The sequence below is a fragment of the Citromicrobium bathyomarinum genome (genome assembly GCF_038594485.1).
Classification (GTDB): Bacteria; Pseudomonadota; Alphaproteobacteria; order Sphingomonadales; family Sphingomonadaceae; genus Alteriqipengyuania; species Alteriqipengyuania bathyomarina_A.
Genome location: NZ_JBCFZG010000005.1, coordinates 1 through 16,574, shown reverse-complemented (window position 1 = coordinate 16,574; position 16,574 = coordinate 1). Strand labels below are relative to the sequence as shown.

General features: G+C 61.1%; 17 protein-coding genes and 1 tRNA gene. 10 read left to right on the top strand and 8 right to left on the bottom strand.

The window, feature by feature from the left end; translation table 11 throughout:
• Nucleotides 1-3: 3 nt before the first annotated feature.
• Nucleotides 4-1,323, bottom strand: a complete 1,320-nt coding sequence (locus AAG591_RS10725; RefSeq protein ID WP_342531279.1) for an MFS transporter — start codon at nt 1,321-1,323, stop codon at nt 4-6.
• A gap of 123 nt (nt 1,324-1,446) precedes the next feature.
• On the opposite strand from AAG591_RS10725, the gene pgsA reads away from it, so the two are divergent.
• A complete protein-coding gene (pgsA, locus tag AAG591_RS10720) occupies nt 1,447-2,016 on the top strand; it encodes a CDP-diacylglycerol--glycerol-3-phosphate 3-phosphatidyltransferase (RefSeq protein WP_342531278.1) in 570 nt (189 codons plus the stop codon).
• A 57-nt stretch (nt 2,017-2,073) separates the two neighbouring features.
• Nucleotides 2,074-3,204 (top strand): GGDEF domain-containing protein, encoded by a 1,131-nt coding sequence (locus AAG591_RS10715; protein ID WP_342531277.1) that lies wholly within the window; start codon nt 2,074-2,076, stop codon nt 3,202-3,204.
• Nucleotides 3,205-3,213: 9 nt separating this feature from the next.
• Here AAG591_RS10715 and AAG591_RS10710 read toward each other — a convergent pair whose 3' ends face one another.
• From AAG591_RS10710 to rnd, 4 genes are all read right to left on the bottom strand, one after another.
• Nucleotides 3,214-4,191 (bottom strand): division plane positioning ATPase MipZ, encoded by a 978-nt coding sequence (locus tag AAG591_RS10710; RefSeq protein ID WP_342531276.1) that lies wholly within the window; start codon nt 4,189-4,191, stop codon nt 3,214-3,216.
• Nucleotides 4,192-4,389: 198 nt separating this feature from the next.
• A complete protein-coding gene (locus tag AAG591_RS10705; RefSeq protein ID WP_342531275.1) occupies nt 4,390-5,286 on the bottom strand; it encodes a hydrogen peroxide-inducible genes activator in 897 nt (298 codons plus the stop codon).
• A 64-nt stretch (nt 5,287-5,350) separates the two neighbouring features.
• On the bottom strand, nt 5,351-5,806 hold the full coding sequence (locus tag AAG591_RS10700) for a cupin domain-containing protein (protein ID WP_342531387.1): 456 nt from the start codon (nt 5,804-5,806) through the stop codon (nt 5,351-5,353).
• Complete coding sequence (gene rnd / locus AAG591_RS10695) at nt 5,793-6,980, bottom strand: ribonuclease D (RefSeq protein ID WP_342531274.1); 1,188 nt, start codon at nt 6,978-6,980, stop codon at nt 5,793-5,795. Before rnd ends, AAG591_RS10700 begins: the two co-directional genes overlap by 14 nt.
• A gap of 179 nt (nt 6,981-7,159) precedes the next feature.
• Between rnd and aspS the strand changes: the two genes are divergently transcribed.
• Complete coding sequence (gene aspS / locus AAG591_RS10690; protein ID WP_342531273.1) at nt 7,160-8,980, top strand: aspartate--tRNA ligase; 1,821 nt, start codon at nt 7,160-7,162, stop codon at nt 8,978-8,980.
• Between the two features lie 67 nt (nt 8,981-9,047).
• Here the strand turns inward: aspS and AAG591_RS10685 are convergent, their stop codons facing one another.
• Entirely contained in the window at nt 9,048-9,476 is a 429-nt protein-coding gene (locus tag AAG591_RS10685) for a ferritin-like domain-containing protein (protein ID WP_342531272.1), read from the bottom strand.
• Between the two features lie 265 nt (nt 9,477-9,741).
• On the opposite strand from AAG591_RS10685, the gene AAG591_RS10680 reads away from it, so the two are divergent.
• From AAG591_RS10680 to AAG591_RS10655, 6 genes are all read left to right on the top strand, one after another.
• The gene (locus AAG591_RS10680; RefSeq protein WP_165193492.1) at nt 9,742-9,978 is read left to right on the top strand and encodes an acyl carrier protein; all 237 of its coding nucleotides are present in this window, start codon (nt 9,742-9,744) and stop codon (nt 9,976-9,978) included.
• 108 nt (nt 9,979-10,086) lie between these two features.
• On the top strand, nt 10,087-11,349 hold the full coding sequence (gene fabF, locus AAG591_RS10675; RefSeq protein WP_342531271.1) for a beta-ketoacyl-ACP synthase II: 1,263 nt from the start codon (nt 10,087-10,089) through the stop codon (nt 11,347-11,349).
• Nucleotides 11,346-12,308 (top strand): endolytic transglycosylase MltG, encoded by a 963-nt coding sequence (gene mltG, locus AAG591_RS10670; protein WP_342531269.1) that lies wholly within the window; start codon nt 11,346-11,348, stop codon nt 12,306-12,308. The genes fabF and mltG overlap by 4 nt, the downstream gene beginning before the upstream one ends.
• A gap of 24 nt (nt 12,309-12,332) precedes the next feature.
• Entirely contained in the window at nt 12,333-12,854 is a 522-nt protein-coding gene (locus AAG591_RS10665; RefSeq protein ID WP_342531268.1) for a 2'-5' RNA ligase family protein, read from the top strand.
• Nucleotides 12,855-12,967: 113 nt separating this feature from the next.
• Nucleotides 12,968-13,044: transfer RNA gene (locus tag AAG591_RS10660), tRNA-Met, on the top strand.
• A 178-nt stretch (nt 13,045-13,222) separates the two neighbouring features.
• Nucleotides 13,223-14,476, top strand: coding sequence for a tyrosine-type recombinase/integrase (locus AAG591_RS10655; protein WP_342531267.1), 1,254 nt, complete (start codon nt 13,223-13,225; stop codon nt 14,474-14,476).
• A 7-nt stretch (nt 14,477-14,483) separates the two neighbouring features.
• Here the strand turns inward: AAG591_RS10655 and AAG591_RS10650 are convergent, their stop codons facing one another.
• Together AAG591_RS10650 and AAG591_RS10645 are read right to left on the bottom strand one after the other, a co-directional pair.
• Nucleotides 14,484-14,687, bottom strand: coding sequence for a DUF5818 domain-containing protein (locus AAG591_RS10650; protein ID WP_240956910.1), 204 nt, complete (start codon nt 14,685-14,687; stop codon nt 14,484-14,486).
• Nucleotides 14,684-15,286, bottom strand: coding sequence for a lytic transglycosylase domain-containing protein (locus AAG591_RS10645; protein ID WP_170003039.1), 603 nt, complete (start codon nt 15,284-15,286; stop codon nt 14,684-14,686). The genes AAG591_RS10650 and AAG591_RS10645 overlap by 4 nt, the downstream gene beginning before the upstream one ends.
• Nucleotides 15,287-15,430: 144 nt before the next feature.
• Here AAG591_RS10645 and AAG591_RS10640 point away from each other — a divergent pair, with 144 nt between their 5' ends.
• Nucleotides 15,431-16,339 carry a DUF7146 domain-containing protein gene (locus AAG591_RS10640; protein ID WP_342531266.1) on the top strand — a complete coding sequence of 303 codons (909 nt, stop codon included), beginning with the start codon at nt 15,431-15,433 and terminating at the stop codon, nt 16,337-16,339.
• The last annotated feature ends 235 nt before the right edge of the window (nt 16,340-16,574 follow it).

Genomic DNA, 16,574 nt, shown 5'->3' with positions numbered 1-16,574 from the left:
CCGTCATTCCTGATCGAGGTGCATACTCGGCAGGTGTTCCTCGGCATATAGCTTCTTGGCTGCCCAGCTTGTCAGCAGACAAAGCACGACGCCTGCCAGCAGTTGCTCTTCGATCCCGATGCCGATCACCGTCATCAGGATCGCCAGCAGCGCACCGCCAACCATGAACACCGAACTGATCATATTGGTCGCCGCGATCGTGCGCGAGGCCCTGTCGCGCGCGACCCGGGTCGTCAGAAACGCATAGAGCGGAACGACGAACGATCCGCCTGCCATCGCGATCAGCAACAGGTTGCCGAGCAAGACCCACGCCAGCGGAAAGGCCAGGAATTCGGGAATGGTCAGCAAATCCCCCTCGAACCCCACCGGCCACTGACGCACGAAGATGTAGAATAGCAGGATGAAGAAGCCCATCGCGATCACCGACAGGGGCGCATAGCGCGCTGAGACTTCACCCTTGAGCAGGTGGTTGATGATCACCGAACCTATCGCGATCCCGATGGAGAACATCACGATGAAGAGCGTCGCGACTTCCTTGCTCGCGTAAATCACGTTCTTCGCCAAAGGCGGAAACTGGATGAACAGGATTGCGCCCACGGTCCAGAATACGCTGATCGCGATCGTGGCGAGGTAGATCACACGATCCTTCAACACGAACTGGACGAGAGCTGCCGACGAACGAAAAATATTCCAGTCGATGGGCTCGATCGTACCCATCGCCGGGGCGGGGGGAATGCCGCGGCTAACCCGATAACCGACCAGCGCGGTAATCAGGATCAGAACCATCGCGACCTCGACCGGAATCCAGCCTGCCAGAATCGTGCCGCACAGGATGGCAAGATAGGTGCCCGCTTCGATCAGGCCGGTCCCTGCCAGCACCTCTTGCTTGCGCAGGTGCTGCGGAAGGATCGAATATTTGATCGGGCCAAGGAAGGTCGATTGCACGCCTGCCAGGAACAGCGCGAACAGCATCAGCGGGATCGCGAAGGTGTGGATCAGGATGCCCTGCCACGCCAGAAAAAGCCCCGCCGCGCCCAGCGTCATCAGCATGATCTCGCACAGCTTCACCGTGCGGATGATCTTCGCCTTGTCGCGCATGTCGGCGAGTTGGCCCGAAATTGCGGAGGCGAAGATGAAGGGCGCGATGAACAGCGCAGACGCGATGGCGCTGAACTGGGTCTCGGCTTCCGGGTCGTTGTAGACCGCATAAACCACGAAAAGCACCATCGCGGTCTTGTAGAGATTGTCGTTGAAGGCGTTGAGCAACTGGGTGCAGAACAACGGCAGGAAGCGCCGTCGCCTCAGCAGTCTCAACGTCGTCATAAGTCACTCCGGTGCGCCATCGGCGCTTCAAGCCGACCCCGTTAGAGCAGCACGCGGTGCCACGCAAAGGGCACAAGCTGCTTTTTCTGGGAGCGTGCATCGTCTAGGTGCATTGATGACCCAATGCTGACTCTTCCCAACATCCTCACCCTGTCGCGAATCTTCGCGGTGCCGCTGCTCGTGCTGTTCCTGTGGTGGCCCTACTGGCAGCTTGGCTATGCCATCGGCCTGTTGCTGTACTGCGCAGCTGCCATCACGGACTATTTCGACGGGATGCTGGCGCGTTCGCAGGGGACTGTCTCGAAGCTGGGCCAGTTCCTCGATCCGATCGCGGACAAGATCATGGTCGCCGCGGTTATCCTGATATTGACCGCAAAGGGCGGTCTTACGGGACCGATCGTGGGCGACGTACATGTCGTTGCGGGGCTGATCATCCTGATGCGCGAAATCATCGTCTCCGGCCTGCGCGAATTTCTCGGCGGGATTCAGGTCTCCGTGCCGGTGACCCGGCTCGCCAAGTGGAAAACCACGCTGCAGATGATCGCCCTGGGATTGCTGATTTTCGCCGGTGTGCTGCCCGAAATCGAGCCTATCCGCTGGTTCGGTCTCGCTTCGCTCTGGATTGCAGCGGTTCTGACCTGCATCACCGGCTACGGCTACCTCAGGGTTGGTCTTCGGCACATGGACACCTGAGCAAAAAAAGTCGCCCGCGTTTATCAGTGAATAATGGTTGCCGATGTACATGGGGGCATGGCGACACTTCCTGCATCCGGGTTCGACGAAACTTCCGCTGGCATTCTCCAGCGCATCGGCCTGTTCCGGGCACGCGTGTTCGAAGCGGACGATAACGACGCGCCGTTTTCAGACAGTTTGCCGAAAGTCGATCCGAAGGCACGGCGCCGACTTCTGAATGATATCAGCGGTTTCCTGATCGACCACGATCTGGATGTGAACCCCGTCACGCTCGCCGCAGCACACGAAGCCTGCTCGGGATTGAACCCGGCCTTTGCGCGCAGCGTCAAACAGCAAGACGACGCCGGTGAGCCCGTTACGCAGATCTGGCTGGAAGAGATTTCGGCGACAGATCCAGCTTCGGAGAACCGGTCTCTCGAAAATCTTGCGACGAAGCTCGAACGCGGAATCGAAGACCTGTCGAAAGCGACCAAGACCGCGCGCGAAGCCACGTCCGAATATGGCGACGAACTTGAACGCAGGGTCGATCATCTCAATTCGTCGCTCGACACGACGGGTCTGATCGCGAGCCTTTCGGATTTCGCGAAGGAGATGCTTGCCCGATCCCGCCAGGCAGAGGAAAACCTGCGTGCAAGCGAGCAGGAAACCGCTCGCCTGCGCAAGAATCTCGACCGTGCGCGCAAGGATGCGGAGGTCGATTATCTGACCGGTCTGCCGAACCGACGCGCATTCGAAGAAGCGCTGCGGGTCGAATATGCCCAGGCGACGCGCAAGCGCCATCCTTTGAGCGTGGCCTATTGCGATATCGACCACTTCAAAGCGATCAACGATACCCACGGGCACGAGGCGGGCGACCGGATCATCCGACAGGTCGCCGACAACCTTTCCGCGCTGTGCGGTAAGGACTGCTACATAGCGCGTCATGGCGGCGAGGAGTTTGCCCTGCTTTTCCGCGGTGTCACGCCCGAGGAAGCGCTGGAATTGCTCGACAACGCGCGCGCGGAGCTTGCTGCACGACGTATGATCAACCGGCGAACCGACAAACCTTTCGGGCAAGTGACGTTTTCGGGCGGGATCGCCAATGTGGTGAGCTACGCGGACCCGAGAGAAGCCCTCGCCGCCGCGGACGAGGCGCTCTATCGATCCAAGGAAGGTGGCCGCAACCAGATCCGGCTGGCGGACGCCTGAGCGATCGAGCTAGAGCGCTGCGCTCAATGCTTCGCGGAAGACATGCCGCGTATGTCTGAGAACGCGGCGTGCGGGCAGTGAAGCGGCCTGCGCGCTGTCGTGCTGCTGAAATGAAAGCCCAAGATCGGCGACGAGCGTGGAAACCTCCTCGCAAGTCGAGGCTTGCGGTCTGATCATACCTGGTATGAGGCCAAGATCGAGGTGGGTGAGACCGAACTGGAACAGTTCGCGAAACGCCAACCTTTCGCTCAGCCCCTTGCTCAACCGGAAATCGTTCGCCGTCGCCAGCCGCGCCAGAGCGTCGTCGATTCGGCTCATATGGCGCTTTTCGGCGGCGCGGACGCGGTTCTTGACCACCACCCACTCGATCCGCCCCATGTTCTGCGCAAGCTTCTCTTCGCGAAGTGCAGCCACGGTCTGTCCGAAGCAGCCGGCACGATCGGGCATTCCGCTCACCGGATTTACACGGCCAAGCAACTCCAGATCGAGGAACGAGGCGTTGACCGGCGTCACCAGCGTGTCGGCCATTGCGACCACGCGGCGGAAGATCGGGGAATCGGCCCCTGCGGCATCGAGGATCACGAAATCGGCATCCGCGCCCAGTCGTGCAATCGTTTGATACAGGCAGGCGGTGCTGGGCTGGTCGACCACACCGAACTGGGGCATCGGCAGCGCGACGCCCAGATTCCCGGCAGTACCATTGCGATAGGATAGACCCCTCTCCAGCGTCCGCTGACGCCGATCGAGGTCGATCGCGACCACCCGCGCTCCCGCATGCGCAAGGGCGATCGCAACATGGAAAGCCAGCGTCGACTTGCCGACGCCGCCTTTCTCGTTGGCGAAGGTAACGATGTGAGGGTGCAGAGCAGGGCGCTTGGCCAAATCGACGATTACGTTGCGGGGAATCTCTTCGTCGCCCATGCGGGGATCGATCCGCGCGCTGGCGTCAGGCGGCACCGAAATGCCAGTAGCCGAAAACGTCCCCATCGCTGCCATTCCCCCCGCGCGCATTCGATCGACGAGGACCACGAGCCCAACGTCATGATACAGTGGCGCGACCCGTTCCGCCCGATGATGGAGGCGGGGAAACGCCAGGCACGGAGCGGGTATGTGCCATAAGGGCAGGCCGCGAGTCTCGACTTTGCAATAGATTTTTTTGGCCGCCGGTTGACTCGGAAACGAATTTCAACCTGCGCGCAGTTCCTCGGCAAGGAGTTCGAAATCGCTCTGCCGGGGTGAATTTTTGCGCCAGATCAGGGCGATATCCCGGGTGGCAGCGGGCGAGTCCAGCGGCCGCGCAATCACGCTGGTGCCGTTCAGGATGCCTGCTTCCAGAGCCATTTCGGGCAGCATCGTCACTCCCAGCCCGTTGTCGACCATCTGGACGAGCGTGTGCAGGCTGGTGCCGATCATGCTGGTCGCCGCGCGCAGTTCCGGCCGGTTGCACGCGGCCAGCGCGTGTTCCTTCAGGCAATGCCCGTCTTCCAGCAGTAGCAGCCGCCCGTCTTCGATCGTTTCGGGGCGGATTTCCTCGGGCAGTTCGCGCGGCTCGTCCCCCGGATAGGCGACGAAAAAGCGGTCCTCTGCAATGATCGCCTGCTCGGCTTCGCCGGTGGGGAAGGGCAGGGCGAGCAGAACGCAGTCGACCCGGCCGTGGTGGAGCGATTCGACGGCGTCGCTGCTGGTTTCCTCGCGCAGGAACAGCTCCAGCTCGGGGCGCTCCTTGCGCAGCCGCGGGAGGATACGCGGTAGCAGGAATGGCGCGATCGTCGGGATCACGCTCATCCGCAAGGTGCCAGTGAGCGGCTGGCCAGCGGCACGCACGAGATCGGAGAGGTCTTCTGCCTGACGCAGCAGCGCGTGCGCCTTTTCGACCACTTGCTGACCCAGCGGAGTGAAGCGCACGACCCTGCGGCTGCGCTCCACCAGTGTCACGTCGAGCAGCGTCTCCAATTCGCGAATGCCGGCGGAGAGCGTCGATTGCGACACGAAGCTCGCTTCTGCCGCGCGACCGAAATGGCCGTGCTCATGCAGTGCGACGAGATATTGCAATTGGCGGATTGTGGGCAGGTAGGTGGACATGGATCTCGCGCTTTCGCCCGGTCAAGGCCTCGTCGAAGGGACGCATGAGGCGATGTCGGAGCGGCTATTCCTTGAATTCGACGCGGATGGCGACGAAGGGCTCGGTTCCGAGATTTTGAACCGCGTGCAGGCCTTCCGGCCCCATCTCCTCGGTCGCATCTGCGGGCATCAGGGGCACCTCGATACGCTGGCTCTCTACCGGCTCGCCTCCGACCATTTCATAAACCACGTAAACGAGCGGCTGCGGCTTCTCGATAATCATGATGCTCGGAAAAGTGTGCTCGTGCACCGGCTCGGTCGCACCAGGGGCGATTTCCACTCTCAGCACGCGGACGGCATCGGTTTCGAACAGGACCTTGTGGCTGTCGGGTGCCGCGGCGACCGCATCGAAATCGATTGCATCGCCGTCTTTCGCCTGTGCGTATGACGCCGCCGTCAGCAAGAGCGTGACGAATGCCAGCGGTGCGACAAGACCACGGATGCCGCGTTTCAGGGATCCGTTGCGATCAGTTTGCTGCATCACTCCCGACCTCCTCCACATGCGTCATCTTCAGCTTACCCTTCTCGACCGCGAAGGCGAGCTTGCCTTCGACCAGATCGAGCGCATCGCTGCCGAACGCCTCGCGCCGCCAGCCTTGCAGGATCGGAAGATCGCGGACCCCGGCAGCCAATTGCTCCAGCTCGCCAGAGCGCGTGAGCAGGCGCGGAGCGACGTCGATCTCTCGCGCGCGGATTTTCAGCAGCAGCTTGAGCAGATCGGCGACGAGTGCGCCTTCCTTGCCCAGCGGTGCGCCCCGGTTGTTGCGCGGCGGCAATTCGTCTTCCGGCAATGGTTTGGCGCTTTCGATTACCTCCATCAGCCGATTGCCGATCTCGTTATCCTTCCAGGCGTTCGACAGGCCGCGAACCTTGGCCAGATCGGCCTGCTTCTTGGGCGGATGCGAGGCGATATCGGCGAGCGTTTCGTCGCGCATGATCCGCCCGCGCGGGATGTTCTTGTGCTGCGCCTCGCCCTCGCGCCACGCGGCGAGGGCCTTGAGCCGCCCCAGCACCTGCGGGTTGCGACCCTGCGCGCGAACGCGCTTCCACGCCTTGTCGGGTTCGATGGCGTAATTTTCCGGGTCGGCGAGCTTTTCCATCTCGGCGTTGAGCCATTCGCCGCGCCCGGTCTTCATCAGCTTCCTGAGAATTTTCGGGAAGATCGTGGCCAGGTAGGTCACATCGCCTACCGCATATTCCAGCTGGCGGTCGGTCAGCGGGCGGCGGCTCCAGTCGGTGAAGCGCGCACCCTTGTCGATCGTCTTGTCGAGCCAGGCTTCGACAAGGTTGGCGTAACCGATCTGTTCCGACTGGCTGATTGCCATCATCGCGATCTGCGTGTCGAAAATGGGGTGCGGCGTCTTGCCCGTCAGGTTGTAGAAAATCTCCACGTCCTGTCCGCCCGCGTGGAAGACCTTGAGGACATCCTCGTTCTCGGTCAGCAGATCGAGCAGCGGCTTGAGGTCGAGCCCGTCGGCCAGCGGATCGATCGCCGCGGCCTCGTTCTCGTCGCCGATCTGAACCAGGCAGAGTTCGGGCCAATACGTGTTCTCACGCATGAACTCGGTATCGACGCACACGAAATCGCCCTTGCCGAGCCTTTCGCACAGGTCTGCGAGCCGGTCGGTCGTGGTAATAAGGTCGTGGATTTTCATATCTGACTTTCTATGCCGGGCGGAGTACCGCCCTCGGGCCCTGATTGGCCCCATTCCTACCGCGCCCGGCTTGACAAAACCGGACCTATCGCGTGTTAGCGCGCGCAAGCTTTCAGGGCTCTCGCCGTCGAGCTTCGGCACGCCCCTAGCGTCTAATCCCCGAACCGGAAAGTTCCACAATGCACGCCTACCGCACCCATACTTGCGCACAGCTTCGTGAAAGCAATGTCGGCGAGACCGTTCGCCTGTCCGGCTGGGTCCACCGCAAGCGCGACCATGGCGGCGTGCTGTTCATCGATCTGCGCGACCATTATGGCATCACGCAGATCGTTGCTGACGAGGATAGCGAGGCTCTGAGCCTGCTGGATTCGCTGAAGTCCGAAAGCGTCATTACCATCGATGGTGTGGTGAAGGCACGGTCGCAGGAAACGCGCAACGCCAACCTGCCGACCGGCGATATCGAGGTGTTCGCCAAGTCCGCCACGGTCCAGTCGGCGGCCGAGGAACTGCCGCTGCCGGTCGCGGGCGAGCAGGAATATCCGGAAGATATCCGCCTCAAATACCGTTTCGTCGACCTGCGGCGCGAGCGCGTGCATGCCAATATCATGCTGCGCAACAAGGTCATCACGAGCCTGCGCCGCCGGATGATCGACCAGGGCTTCTCCGAATTTCAGACGCCGATCCTCGGCGCATCCAGCCCCGAGGGCGCGCGCGACTATCTGGTGCCGAGCCGCCTGCATCCGGGCCGCTTCTACGCGCTCCCGCAGGCACCCCAGATGTTCAAGCAGCTGCTGATGGTCGCCGGGTTCGACCGCTATTTCCAGATCGCACCGTGCTTCCGCGACGAAGATCTGCGCGCCGACCGCAGCCCGGAATTCTACCAGCTCGACTTCGAAATGAGCTTCGTCACGCAGGAAGACGTGTTCAACACGATCGAGCCGGTACTGGCGGGCGTGTTCGAGGAATTCTCGGGCGGCAAGAGCGTGACGCCCGCAGGCGAGTTCCCGCGTATTCCCTACGCCGAGGCGATGCTGAAATACGGCAGCGACAAGCCCGACCTGCGCAACCCGATCATCATCACCGACGTGACGCATCACTTCGAAAAGTCCGGCTTCGGCATCTTCGAGAAGATCGTCGGCGGTGGCGGCATCGTCCGCGCGATCCCTGCTCCGAACACCAACGAGAAGAGCCGCAAGTTCTTCGACGAGATGAACGACTGGGCACGGCGCGAAGGCTATTCGGGCCTCGGCTACGTCACCCGCAAGGGTGGCGAGTTCGGCGGGCCGATCGCCAAGAACCACGGGCCCGAAGAAATGGCCAAGCTCTATGACGAGCTGGGCCTGGGCGAAAACGACGGCCTGTTCTTCGCGGCGGGCAAGTCCAGGGAAGTCGAGAAGCTGGCCGGAGCCGCGCGCACGCGCGTGGGCGAGCAGCTCGAACTGATCGAACAGGGCTGCTTCAAGTTCTGCTGGATCGTCGATTTCCCGATGTTCGAATACGACGAGGAACTGAAGCGCATCGATTTCAGCCACAACCCCTTCTCGATGCCGCAGGGCGAGATGGACGCGCTGGAGAACCAGGACCCGCTCGAGATCAAGGCGTGGCAGTACGATATCGTGTGTAACGGCTACGAGCTCAGCTCGGGCGCAATCCGGAACCATCGTCCGGACATCATGTACAAGGCATTCGAGGTCGCAGGTTACACGAAGGCCGACGTCGAAGAGAATTTCGGGGGCATGCTCGAAGCGTTCAAGCTGGGCGCACCGCCGCACGGCGGCTCCGCGCCGGGTATCGACCGGATCGTGATGTTGCTGGCGGACGAGCCGAACATTCGCGAAGTCATCGCCTTCCCGATGAACCAGCGCGCGCAGGACCTGATGATGGGCGCGCCGAGCATCGTCAGCCCCAAGCAGCTGCGCGAGCTCAGCATCCGCACTGTCGAGCAGCCGAAGCCCGATTCGCCAGAAGCGACGCGGGTCGATCGCGCGGGCGACGCCTGACGCCAGAACGGCGTGCGGATCTCTCCGCACGCCGTCAAATTCTGGGCTTTGGGCCCGATCGATTAAATCAGTCGTACTGCTTTTCGATCATGTCGCCGAAGCGCTCGCCTTCGCAGATTTCGTTGTAGCAGGTCTGGACAATCTCCCGTTCTGCGGGGGCCAGATCCTGACTTTCCAGCGCGTCCTTGAACTGGCCGAGAAGGTGATCTTCGCCTTCCTCGACCCGTTCGGCAGCCGCTTCATCGCCGCGCTCGAACATGTCGGTGATGTCAACCCACAGCCGGTGGGCAGCGCCCTGCACGGTGCCGCTGGTCACCGAATCCGTGCCCTGGCGCGTCAGCTCGCCGTTGAGCGCGGCCAACGTCTGCTCGCGCTTCTCGCGGCGCTGATTGAGTGCCTGTTTGAGCGCTGGGCTGTCGGCCTTTTCAGCTGCCTTGCGATATCCCTCGACCGAATCGAAGGTCGTTTCAGTGAGGCTTTTGAGAGTATCGGTCATCGCAGGTAAGTTCCTCTTATGATTGAATATTAGAGGAACTGCGCCGGCCGCGCTTCTTTCCCAATCCCGGCGCGCAAACCTGTCGCTTCGCCGCAAAGTGATCATCCTGCCGGTCGCTGAGCACAATCGGACCTGAGGCTTTGCAGATAGCTGTCCTGAGTCGTGGCGGTTGCATATAATCGACCAGCACGGGCACTTGCCAGCTTGCGCGGCGTTGACTAGGGCAAACGCCAATTCAATTCACGAACACCTGAGAGGCACAATAATGAGCGATACCGCCGACCGCGTACAGAAGATTGTCGTCGAGCACCTGGGCGTGGAAGCCGACAAGGTAACGCAGGAAGCCAGCTTCATCGACGATCTGGGCGCGGACAGCCTCGACATCGTCGAGCTGGTGATGGCTTTCGAAGAAGAATTCGGTGTGGAAATCCCCGACGATGCGGCTGAGAAGATCAGCACGGTCGGCGACGCCACCAAGTACATTGAAGAGCACAAGGGCTAAGTCCTTAGGGGCTAAGTCCGCAATGTTCTTGCGGCGGCGCTCTGCCGCCGCCATTTGCAGGCCCGACCCGGTAAGCGGGCCGGGCCTGTGCTGTTTTTGGAGATAAGTATGCGCCGCGTCGTTGTAACCGGTCTTGGCCTTGTCACCCCGCTGGGCGGCGATGTCGAAACCTCGTGGAAGAACCTCATCGCAGGCAAGAGCGGGGCCGGGCCGATTACCCGCTTCGACTCTTCCAACCAGAAGGCGACCATTGCCTGCGAGGTGAAGGGCAAGGATCACGAGTGGGGATTCGATCCCGACAAGCGCGTCGACACCAAGATCCAGCGCCAGGTCGATCCTTTCATCGTCTATGGCCTCGATGCCGCTGGCCAGGCAATCGAAGACGCCGGGCTTACCGAAATGGATCAGGCGACCAAGGAGCGCACCGGCGTATCGATCGGTGCCGGTATCGGCGGTCTGCCGGGGATCGAATACGAGTCGGTCAACCTGCACGAGCGCGGGCCGGGCCGGGTTAGCCCGCACTTCGTGCATGGGCGCATCATCAACCTCATCAGCGGGCAAGTCTCGATCCGTTACGGCCTGATGGGCCCCAACCATGCGGTGGTGACCGCCTGCTCCACCGGTGCGCACTCGATCGGTGACGCGGCGCGCATGATCCGCGACGACGATGCCGACATTATGCTCGCGGGTGGCTCGGAATCGACCATCAACCCACTTGGCATTGCCGGCTTCGCTCAGGCGCGTGCGCTCAACACCGGTTTCAACGACCGGCCCGAACAGGCCAGTCGTCCCTACGACCGCAATCGCGAGGGTTTCGTGCTCGGCGAAGGCGCGGGCGTGGTGGTGCTTGAAGAATACGAGCACGCCAAGGCGCGCGGCGCGAAGATTTACGCCGAAGTGGTCGGCTACGGCCTCTCCGGCGATGCCTATCACGTCACTGCGCCGCACCCGGAAGGCAAGGGCGCAGAACTCTCCATGCGGATGGCGCTGCGCAAGGCAGGGCTGGAGCCGGGCGACATCGATTATATCAACGCGCACGGCACCTCGACCATGGCCGACACGATCGAACTGGCGGCGGCCAAGCGCGTGTTCGGCGACGATCTGGGCGGAGCTTCGATGTCGAGCACCAAGTCCGCGATCGGCCACTTGCTGGGCGGCGCTGGCGCGGTCGAGAGCATCTTCTGCATTCTCGCCATTCGCGACCAGATCGTTCCGCCCACGCTCAACCTTGACGACCCCGACGATGGAACCGAAGGGGTCGACCTGGTGCCGCACACCGCGAAGAAGCGCGAAGTGAACGCCGTGCTCAACAACAGTTTCGGTTTTGGCGGCACCAATGCCAGCCTCGTGATGAGCAAGATCGACGGATGATCCGCGCGCTCGCCGCCCTGGTTCTCATCGCCATCGCGTTGGCGGGCGGCTGGTTCGCGTGGGGTTGGTACGGTCCCGGCCCGGACCGCGATGACGCTTCGTTCATCGTCCGGTCGGGATCGACCCTCACTTCGGTGGCAGGGCAACTGCAAGAAGACGGACTGATCGCCAATCAGGACGCGTTTCTGCTGCGTGCCAAGGTTCTGGGCAGCGGCGATCCGATCAAGGCGGGTGAGTTCCTGCTGCCCGGAGGAGCAAGTTCGTCCACCATTCTCGATACGCTGCAACATGGCGAAGTCATCCGGCGCTTCGTGACCATTCCCGAGGGCACACCCTCGATCCTGGTCTATGAAACGCTGATGGCGGAAGACCTTCTGACGGGCGAAATCCCCGTTCCCAAAGAGGGTAGCGTCCTGCCCGACACCTACGATTTCGAGCGCGGCGAAGATCGCGCTGCGGTGCTCGCCCGGATGCAGGCCGCGATGCGCAATTACCTGGCGGAGGCCTGGCCGAAGCGTGCGAAGGATATTGCGGTCGACAATATAGAGGACGCGGTGACGCTTGCCTCGATCGTCGAGAAGGAAACCGGTGTGCCCAAGGAACGGCGCATGGTCGCCGGGCTCTATTCCAACCGGGTAAAGGACGGGATGCTGCTGCAGGCCGACCCCACGATCATCTATCCGATCACCAAGGGTAAGCCGCTGGGGCGTCGTATCCGCCAGTCGGAAATCGCGGCGGTCAACGGCTACAACACCTACACGCGGGTCGGTCTGCCGACCGGGCCGATCACCAACCCGGGGCGCGAATCGATTGCGGCCGTGCTCAACCCTGCGAAGACGGACGCGCTGTTCATGGTCGCCGACGGTTCCGGCGGGCATGTGTTCGCCTCGACGCTGGAGGAACACAACGCCAATGTTGCCGAGTGGTACAAGCTTCGCCGCGAACGTGGTGAGATGTAGAGTTCAGCCAGCGAGGGGCCTTGCATGGGCGAAGCGCCGCTGATCCTGACCGCGCAATTACCTGCCGATCTGCAGGGCTGGGCTACTGCTCTGCGAACCGCACATTTTCCGCCCGAACGCAATTATCTCGCAGCCCACGTCACCTTGTTCCACGCCTTGCCGGGATTCTGCGAGGGCGAGGTCGTGCAGCACGTTCGCCAGCTGGCAAATGAATTCGCGCCGGTCGACGCGCGAATCCTCGGAATTATGTCATTGGGGGGCGGCACCGCAATTCGTCTGGAGAGCGAGGGAATGCAGCGTCTGCGTGCCCTGCTGGCGGAGCACTTTCATGGTTTGCTCACCCCGCAGGATCAGGGCGGCAAGCGTCTGCATATCACGGTTCAGAACAAGGTCTCCAAACGCGAGGCCCAAGCCTTGCAGGCCGAGCTTTCGACCCAGCTCGGCGAGCGTCCATTCGCCTTTCGTGGGCTGGCCGTCCATCGCTACCGAGGCGGTCCGTGGGAGCTGGCTGAGGAGGTCGCCTTTCGCGGACGCGAGCGGGCATGAAAGTTCACCCAAACGCGTCTTGACCGCCGGGCGAGCGCACCCTAAGAGCGCCGCCTGCCGTCGAGCTAACCGCTCCGGCAGGCCTCATGCCTTAGCTGGTATGGCGATCGTGGGGCGGAGTAGCTCAGGTGGTTAGAGCAGCGGAATCATAATCCGCGTGTCGGGGGTTCGAGTCCCTCCTCCGCTACCATTCTCGAATCCGCATGGGTTCGTTTGGGGCCGTATGCATCCGCAAAATTCAATTAAAACAGAATGATGTGAGCGATTCGCGTCCGCTTGCGTGCGCTTGCATTCGCTTGAAGCCGGATTTGGTGTGGGGGTATTTTGGGGGTATTTTCCGGGGGTAGCGAAAAGGAGCGATACCCCCAATGGCCTTGAGTGAGATTCAGATCAAAAAAGCGAAGGCGGCAGAACGCCCATACAAGCTTGCGGATGGGGAGGGTCTATTCCTTCTTGTTCAAAAGAACGGCTCGAAGCTCTGGCGGCTGAAATACCGGTGCCACGGTAAGGAGAAGCTGCTTTCTTTCGGCGCCTATCCCGAAGTAGGAATAGCGGCAGCAAGAGAACTCAAGAAAGTTGCCAAGGGGGTGTTGGCCGAGGGTAGGGACCCGATGGTCCACAAACCAGGTCGGGATTTCGAACAGGCCAAGACCTTTAGGGCGATCGCCACCATGTGGCATCAGAACAGAGCAGGTAGTCTCGACCCCGCGCATGCGAAGCGTGTCTGGTCGCGCATGGACCAAGATGTGTTTCCTGTCTTGGGCGAACTCATGATGCATGAGATAACTCCACCAGAAGTCCTGAAGGTCATTCGGAAAATCGAGGAACGCGGCGCGCTCGACATCAGTCGGCGGGCAAAGCAATGTATCGGACAGGTATTCCAGTTCGCTATTGCCAGCGGCCTTTGTGATTCCGACCCTACTGCGCATCTTCGCGGGGCATTGAAGCCACGGCCTCGGGTCAAGCATATGGCGAAGCTACCTCTCGCGCAGCTACCCGAGCTGATGATTAAGATCGAGCAATATCAAGAAGAGGGTGAAAGACGCTCCGAGATTACCCGGGCAGCATTGATTTTCGCTCTTCTTACATGGGTGCGGACGAAGGAGCTTCGGTTCGCCAAGAAGCACGAGTTCGAAGATCTGGGTGGACCTTCACCAGCATGGCGCATTGGCGCTGATCGGATGAAAATGGGTCGCGAGCATATTGTGCCATTGTCACGGCAAGCTGCCTCACTAGCCGAAGAAATGATCAGCAAGTCCGAAGGCGAATACGTTTTTCCAGGTCAAAAGCCCAAGATGCCGCTTTCCGAGAATACGATGATCTACGGCCTATATCGGCTTGGGTACCACGGGCGGCAAACTGTTCATGGTTTCAGAGGTCTGGCGAGCACTTGGGCAAACGAGCAGCTTGTCGAAGTTGGCGAACCCCCGATGTGGATCCGGAGATATCATGAGGATTGGGTCGAACTGCAATTGGCACACAGCGAAGAAAACGAAGTTCGCGGAGCATACAATGCTGCCGAATATCTCGCTCCTCGGCGTGCAATGTTGCAGGATTGGGCAGACTTCCTCGACTCCATCGGCGGCAAGCCGCAAAACATTGCGGTCTTGAGGGCTGCTTGACCTGCTCCTAAGCGAACACCTGACCAAGCCATTCGACGCGAAGCCGGTCGAACCCGACGACAATACCCTCTGCGGTAACTTCAAATCCGAAGTCATCGTTTGAGGGTTCATAGTCTTCAAGAACCCAGTGATCACCGGCATCGGTTACAATTGCAGCTCCCCGAGGAAGATGCTCGAGCCGTCCGCTGATCCTTTTCCGATTCGTAGTCATATCGAGCTGTATGCCATCCATCGGTCGATAACGCTCTTCACATATCCAGGCGTTTCCCGATTTTTCGGTATCCCGCCGGCTCGCGACACGGCGCCGGGTCCAGCGTTGTAGGCGGCCAGCGCGAGATGGATCGCACCAAAGCGCTCTAGCATCTGCTTCAGATACCGCGCGCCACCGTCGATGTTCTGAGCCGGATCGTGGCGATTGCTGACACCGAGTTCTCTTGCCGTTCCCGGCATCAGTTGAGCGAGACCAGCGGCGCCAGCCGGACTGATCGCCATCGGGTTGAACCGCGATTCCTGCCAAATCAGGGCCTGAAGCAGTCGAGGCGGTAATTGGTATCGCGCTTCAGCTTGCCGGATGAGTGGCTCGTACAAAGCTTCCTTGAAGCTTCTATCGATATAAGCCTTGCCGCCTTCTGGTTTGGCCAAGTCGATTGCAGTCGGGTTAAAGCCAAGACCTTTGTCGGTTGTAACCTCAACTTTGCTGAGGTCATGGTCGAAGACTTGAAACTCCCGCGCCCGCGCAGACCCCGAGATCGGTATCGCTATCGCAATCGCAATCGCTAGCGCACCGCAACCGCAGGCCACCAGATACATTCGCATCGCATAACCTTTCACCTTGCCTCGATCTGTAAGAGAACATAAATAGAACAAATAGGTGTAGGAAAACGCTTTTTTGCGTGCTTATCCGAGAGGAGAGAGGGTCGGTTGGAGGGGCAATTGTGAGGCGATGGAGCCGGTATGCCCGTTTCGAATTCAACCCTGTCACGTACCTCGCTTGAGGACACCGCCCGCAAGATCTGCGAAAGCCGGGGCGGCAAGTGGTCCGGCACCAAGGGCATGGCCTGCTGCCCTGCGCATGATGATCGCACGCCGTCACTCGGTGTGTCGCTCGGCCGACAGGCCATCCTCTTCCATTGCTTTGCGGGATGCGATCAGCAGAGCGTGTTGTCTGCATTGGCGCGTGAAGGATTCGAGGCACCGGCGCTTTTTTCAGCTTCTGCGACCACCAACGGCCCCGAACCGACCAGCACCCGCAAACCCTCGGCGGCAGCGCTGAGGATCTGGCGCGATGCACAGCCACTGCGTGCCAGTCCGGCAAAGGAATATCTTGAGAGCCGCGGCATCCTCGCCGCATCTCCAGCGCTCCGCTTCCATCCACGAACGCCGCTTGGTCCAAAAGGACGGACCCGCTTTTTGCCCGCCCTGATCGCGGCAGTCAGCCTCGACGAGGGGCCGGTCGCCGTCCATCGCACGTTCCTTTCGGGCAATACCAAGGCCGCTTTCGACAAGCCGAAACGCGCGCTTGGCGCGCTCGGTGAATCTGCTGTCCGCCTCTTCGCTCCGGCCTCTGGCAAGCTCGGCCTTGCTGAGGGAATCGAGAGCGCGATGTCGGCTTATGCTCTCACCGGCATTCCCGTCTGGGCGACCCTGGGGAATGAGCGTTTCGGCCTCGTTAGTGTGCCCGAAAGCGTGACCGAGCTTCATCTCTTCGTCGATCACGATGCTGGCGGCGAGCTGGCTGCGTCGCGTGGCCTGGCCGCTTATGCCTGCGATGAACGGACGATCCACGTTCGCAAACCATCCTCACGCGACACCGACTGGAACGATGAACTGACAGCATGGCTGAGCCGCAAGGCGGCGCCGTAGAGGAGAGAGGGCTTCTCGAATTCCTGATCCGGCAGAGGGCGTGCCCCGATGCCTTCATTAGGAGGACGAATTGCCATGTTTCAATCAGACCTGTTTCCCGCCGGCGAGCAGTTGCCGTCCAAGCCCTTGGCCTATGCCATTGGCACCCGAGTTGCCGCGCTTCTTGCTTCGGGACGTCATCTTACCCGTACCGACATTTCCGGGCTGTTCGCCGAAGAGACCGGTGTTCTGGATT